Source organism: Patescibacteria group bacterium (assembly GCA_034660655.1).
Taxonomy (GTDB): Bacteria; Patescibacteriota; Patescibacteriia; order JAACEG01; family JAACEG01; genus JAACEG01.
Genome location: JAYEJU010000007.1, coordinates 1 through 5614, shown reverse-complemented (window position 1 = coordinate 5614; position 5614 = coordinate 1). Strand labels below are relative to the sequence as shown.

Here is a 5614-nt window from a genome sequence, read left to right as displayed (position 1 = left end):
CCGCCTTCGTTAAAGCTTCAGCGGATAAATCCGCCATGTGGTATGTTTATATTTTGAATTTTTGCTCTAATATCTTGATTGACTGAATCATAAAAAAATTATATATTAACACTAAGTTTAAGAATTAAAATAATTTAAAAAAGTGGACGCTTTGGGTGTTAGTATTGATGATTTAATAAAATAAAAATTATGAGTAAAAAATATTCAATAGTTTCATTATTTTCAGGTTGTGGTGGTCTTGATTTAGGATTTACTGGTAGTTTTGAATTTCTTGAAAAAAAATACGCTAAAAGAAATTTTGAAATAATTTGGGCGAATGATTTTGACGAATCATCATGTCAAACATTTAGAAAATATTTCAATCATGATATTGTTTGCGGTGATATAGTCAAAATATTAGACGGGAAACATCCAAAAATGTTTGATAAACCGATTCCTAAAAAAGCTGATATTGTTTTGGGTGGTTTTCCTTGTCAGGATTTTAGTCACGCGGGCAAAAGACAAGGATTTAACGGAAAAAGAGGGTTGCTGTATCAAAGTATGATAGAAGTTATCAAAAAAACCAAGCCCATACTCTTTGTTGCCGAAAACGTAAAAGGTTTGTTAACCATGAATAACGGCGAGGCTATTGAGATAATCAAAAAAGATTTTGAATCTTTGAATTATAACGTCGTTTATAAGTTGCTTCATTCCGCTGATTATGGAGTACCGCAAACAAGAGAACGCGTTATTATTGTTGGGACAAAAAAAAGAAAATTACCAAAATTTAAACATCCAAACCCGATACACAATAAAACAAATTGGGTTTCACTTAAAAAAGCCATTGGCGATCTTGAAAATATTTCAGAGGGAGCAGTTTTAAACCATTATTGGTCAAAAGCTAAGAAAAATAATGGGCAGGGAAACACGGTTGTTTCTCCGAATAAACCAGGTCCAACAATGAGAACGGAACATCACGGCAATATTGAATGGCACTGGAACGGTAAACGCAGATTATCCGCGAGAGAAGCGGCGCGAATACAGTCTTTTCCCGATAATTTTATTTTTTACCCTTCCACTTCGCAAGCTTACAAACAAATCGGAAACGCCGTCCCGCCAGTAATGGCGTGGCATGTCGCCAAAACCGTGGAAAAATTTTTAAATAAAAACATTTAATATGATTTACGCCAAAAATAAAAACGCGACGGAAGAAGAATTTATCGCTTTACTTGAAAAGTCAAAGATTTTATTGTTGAAATATTTAACGCGAGAAAAAAATATTTCACCAACATATTTTGAAACGATTGTTTTTGAAAAAATGACCGAAGCCGCCGAAAAAACTATTTTCAAGGGAACAATACAACAAACGGGAACTCATGCTTTTCCTGACATAGTCGCAAATGGATATTTTGGCGTTGAAGTAAAAATGACGGTAAATAATCATTGGACTTCAACTGGAAACAGCGTACTTGAATCTTCAAGAATTGAAGCCGTGGAAAAAATTTACATAATGTTCGGTAAATTTGGAGGCAAATTGAATATCCGTTATAGGTTGTATCAAAAATGTTTGCCTGAAATAAGCGTGACTCATTCGCCAAGATATAGAATAAATATGGATTTATCCGACGGACAATCAATTTTCGATAAAATGGGCGTTGATTACGATACTTTAAGAAAAAGCGACGATACGATTAACACGGTTAAGAATTATTATCGGACACAATTAAAAGACGGCGAAGAATTATGGTGGATTGACCCCGAACAAGACAAGACAGTCAGCCCAGTTATAAAACCTTTTAGAGGATTGAGCGAGAAAGAAAAAGAAAATTTTATCGTTGAAGCCATGATTTTGTTTCCCGAGATGTTTGGAAACAGCACGACGAAATTTGAAAGAGCGGCAGCCTATCTTATAACCGAGTATAACGCCGTGTCGGCAAATTTGCGCGATGTTTTCACGGCTGGCGGGCAAATGGAAATAAAAATCAAAAGAAAAAAAATAATCGTGCCAAAAATTTATTATAATATGATTGTTCGAGCGAAAGCGATTAAAAAGAAAATTGATGAATTACCGGAAGATTTTTTTAAACATTATTGGAGAATAGATAAATTAGGTAAAAACAGATTGTTGTTTTGGAAAAAATTACTTAACGAAAAATCATCAAATGATTTGTCCGTTTCTGTTTTGGATATTTTTGAATCTGGACTATGAACAAAAAAACAAACAACTATTTAAATAGAAATTTTAACAAAAAACGAGGCGACGATAAATTATCAAAAGAAGATCGTTCAATTTTAATGTCAAAAATCAAATCACGGGGAACTAAATTTGAAGAGAATTTCATAAAAAAATTAAAAAAACACACGAAGAAAAAGTTTAGGTTGAACGCCACGGACATAAAAGGAAAGCCAGACATCGTTTTTGACAGAGATAAAATATGCATTTTTCTTGATAGTGATTTTTGGCACGGTTGGCAATACCCACGCTGGAAACATTTACTAAAAAATGATTTTTGGCGGACAAAAATTGAAAATAACAGAAAAAGAGACAAAAAAATTACGGCATATCTGAGACAACAAAGCTGGGAGGTTGTCAGAATTTGGGAACATAAATTAAAAAAAATATAAAAGAACAGATAATCAAAAATAAGAAGTTTAAAATAATTTTATGAGTTTAGAAGATGTAAAAAAGCAAATATTAACAAATATTGATAAAATCAATAATTTTGCTCTGTTAAAATTATATCCGACCAATCCGTCTGTTGCTGTATGGAATAATTTATCATCTGAAGAATTAAAAAGACTGGTTGAATCAACAATTGGTATTGCAAGGAAAATAAAAAAATATCCAATTGTACTTGAAGATCTTTCGTTTAATTACTTGAATGACCTAAATAATCATTTTAATGATTTTGTGAATCAATATCAGCCACTTGAAAGTTTGGATGAAAAACAAATCACATCACAACATCATGCACCACTGAATACTTTACATGCTATAAGTAATATATTTAGAACCTCTGGCGTTTACACGGAATTAAAATTAAAGCCAGATTTTGCAGACACTGTTAAAAAACTTAAAGAAGCGAATAAAGAATTAAAAGATTTTGATGTTAATAATTTTACAAAAGCGATCGCACTTGTTGATGATTTGATTACAAAAAAAGTTTCTTTTGAAGATAAGACTATTAAGGAAAGTCTTGGAACTTTTCTGAATCGTGCAGATGAGCATAAAATACATAGGTCAGAAAAATTTTTATCATGGAAATTTAGCGGTCATTGGTGGTGGTTATTTTTTGCTGGTGTAATGGGTGTAATTATTGCTTTTATAGTAGCTTCATTTATTTCCGTATTGGAATCCAATGGTGGTGTAGACATTGGATCCGCAATACTTAGAGTTTCATCACTAATTATCCCGTCATATTTTATGGTATTTTTTATAAATCAATTTACATATCATAAAAGAATGTATGAAATATACAGCTTTAAAAACACATCTTTGAACACAATGACAGATCTTATGCAGACAAATAAAGAAAAATCAGACGATATTCTAGAAAGAGGGCTTGATGTATTATTTACCGAGCCAAAAATAAAGGAATCTGGTAAGTATGACACTCAGCTGGTTACAGAACTTATTGGCATGATAAAAAATCAAACCATCAATAAACCATAGAGTTTAAGGGAGTTCCGCTTGCGCGCGCATTGGGTGGGTGGGGTAAGCGCAATATGAATTGCTTGTGCATAGCATAATCCTTTCTATTTTTGTAAGGTGTACACAAAACTTTCATCGAAGCCAACGAGCGAGCCACGAGAACACCGAGCAGGCATTGTGAACGCAGTGAACAGCCAATGCGAGGTGTTTCTCGTGAGTGAGCGGACTTTCGATTTAGCAGGAGTGTAGCGCCATAGTTCATGAAGAAATGGAGGCAGATCATATTACCCCTTGGCACGAGGGCGGAAAAACAACAGACAAAAATTGCCAGATGTTGTGCAAAGATTGTAATAGACGAAAGTCTGGGAAATAAAAGCAAAAAAGTTATTAAATTTAGCCTGTGTAAAAATACCTGTCAATTTGCTTGACAGGTATTTTTACATTTGCTATACTAAAAGTGTAAAAATAATAATAAATTTATGACTACATTCATAAAAAAACTTCGTCAAGAACATGATATAAGTCAAGAGTTTTTGGCAGAAAAAATTGGTGTATCTCGCCCAACTTACGCGCAGATTGAAAGTGGCGCGCGAGATATGTCTGTAAAAGAAGCGCAAAAATTAGCGCAATTTTTCGGCTTGTCTTTGGAAAATTTTCTTGCTGGTAAAAAAATACCAGAATCAAAAGTAGAATTGGAAAAGTCCAAAAAGCCAAAAATACAAAAATTTGAAACGCGTGTTTCTGTACCGCAAGAAAAAGTAGAAAAATTCAAAGAAGTGCTTTTATATATTTTGGAACGCATTGGCGCACGACCGAATATCGGCGAGGCGGTAGTATGTAAACTAATATACTTTATAGATTTTGATTTTTATGAAAAATTTGAAGAACAGTTAATTGGCGCGAAATATATAAAAAATCATTTTGGACCAACTCCTGTTGCTTTTCCCGAAATTGTCGCACAAATGGAACAAGACGGCGATTTGACTCGTGTTACCAAAAAATATTTCCAACATGAACAAAAAAAATATTTACCACGAAGGTCTGCTGATCTTTCAAATTTTTCAGCTCAAGAAAAAGAATTAATTGATTGGGAAATTGAACGATTTAAGGATTTTAACGCAATAAAAATGCGTGATTATTCACATAAAGATGTTCCGTGGATTGGTGCAGATGATTTACAGCCGATTAACTATGAAGCTGTTTTTTCTCGCACCGATGAATTTTCCGTAAGACAATATGATGATGAATTATGATGAAACAGAAAAATTCACACGCGATTTCAAAAAACTGCTAAAGAAATTTCCATCGTTGGTAGATGATTTAGAAGTAAATAAGCAATATAGAATCGAACTCTTTCATTGTAAAGAAATAGACAGCAGAAGCATTTTTGAAATTCAAGGAGCTGGCAACACTGCGGAACTTAAATTTTTTAAAGTTAAAAAATTTCAATGTAAGGATTTAAAAGGTCGTGGAGCAAAAAGTGGTATTCGCCTTATCTATGCCTATTTTCCTGTTGAGCAGAAAATCGTGTTTATAGAAATTTATTTTAAAGCAGATCAAGCTAATGAAAATAAACAGAGAATTATTGATTTTATAAATACAATAAATTAAAAGCCCCGCAAAAAAATTGGGCTCCGCTATCCAGTGGGATAAACTCCGCCGAAAAGCAAAAAGACCCCAGTAGTACAGAAAAGCTGACTACGGGGTAAAAAGGGGGTCGCAATACCACAGTTTTTCAGACTGGCTACGGGATAAATCTGTAGGAAGTCTGCCTGCAGACAGGCAGGGATTTCGTCCAAAAGGTACCTCTAAATTATATTTTTAAATCCTTGATTAAATCCCTGAATAAATCCTTGAATAAATCCTTGAATTTTTATATAATAAAATTATGGGCAGAAGAAAATTACAAGAAAAAAATATTCGTTCTCTCTCAAAGACTTCAAATGGCAGGAGTTATAGTATTACTCTTCCTATTGATGTTAT

6 protein-coding genes and 1 pseudogene are annotated in these 5614 nt (G+C 33.3%); all 7 read left to right on the top strand.

What is annotated here, in order from left to right:
• The first annotated feature begins 189 nt into the window (after positions 1 to 189).
• The 7 genes and pseudogenes from U9O55_00305 to U9O55_00275 all read left to right on the top strand — a co-directional run bounded on the left by U9O55_00305 (position 190) and on the right by U9O55_00275 (position 5242).
• Complete coding sequence (locus U9O55_00305; GenBank protein MEA2088274.1) at positions 190 to 1155, top strand: DNA cytosine methyltransferase; 966 nt, start codon at positions 190 to 192, stop codon at positions 1153 to 1155.
• Position 1156: 1 nt separating this feature from the next.
• On the top strand, positions 1157 to 2188 hold the full coding sequence (locus tag U9O55_00300; GenBank protein MEA2088273.1) for a hypothetical protein: 1032 nt from the start codon (positions 1157 to 1159) through the stop codon (positions 2186 to 2188).
• A complete protein-coding gene (gene vsr / locus U9O55_00295) occupies positions 2185 to 2604 on the top strand; it encodes a DNA mismatch endonuclease Vsr (protein MEA2088272.1) in 420 nt (139 codons plus the stop codon). Before U9O55_00300 ends, vsr begins: the two co-directional genes overlap by 4 nt.
• Positions 2605 to 2644: 40 nt before the next feature.
• The gene (locus U9O55_00290) at positions 2645 to 3652 is read left to right on the top strand and encodes a hypothetical protein (protein ID MEA2088271.1); all 1008 of its coding nucleotides are present in this window, start codon (positions 2645 to 2647) and stop codon (positions 3650 to 3652) included.
• Positions 3653 to 3881: 229 nt separating this feature from the next.
• Positions 3882 to 4004: pseudogene (locus U9O55_00285) on the top strand (HNH endonuclease signature motif containing protein).
• Between the two features lie 106 nt (positions 4005 to 4110).
• Entirely contained in the window at positions 4111 to 4884 is a 774-nt protein-coding gene (locus tag U9O55_00280) for a DUF4065 domain-containing protein (protein MEA2088270.1), read from the top strand.
• On the top strand, positions 4868 to 5242 hold the full coding sequence (locus U9O55_00275) for a hypothetical protein (GenBank protein MEA2088269.1): 375 nt from the start codon (positions 4868 to 4870) through the stop codon (positions 5240 to 5242). The genes U9O55_00280 and U9O55_00275 overlap by 17 nt, the downstream gene beginning before the upstream one ends.
• The last annotated feature ends 372 nt before the right edge of the window (positions 5243 to 5614 follow it).

Coding starts and splice junctions, on each gene's coding strand:
- vsr (MEA2088272.1), top strand. CDS start 2,185: ATGAACAAAAAAACAAACAACTATTTAAATAGAAATTTTAACAAAAAA.
- U9O55_00275 (MEA2088269.1), top strand. CDS start 4,868: ATGATGATGAATTATGATGAAACAGAAAAATTCACACGCGATTTCAAA.
- U9O55_00305 (MEA2088274.1), top strand. CDS start 190: ATGAGTAAAAAATATTCAATAGTTTCATTATTTTCAGGTTGTGGTGGT.
- U9O55_00280 (MEA2088270.1), top strand. CDS start 4,111: ATGACTACATTCATAAAAAAACTTCGTCAAGAACATGATATAAGTCAA.
- U9O55_00300 (MEA2088273.1), top strand. CDS start 1,157: ATGATTTACGCCAAAAATAAAAACGCGACGGAAGAAGAATTTATCGCT.
- U9O55_00290 (MEA2088271.1), top strand. CDS start 2,645: ATGAGTTTAGAAGATGTAAAAAAGCAAATATTAACAAATATTGATAAA.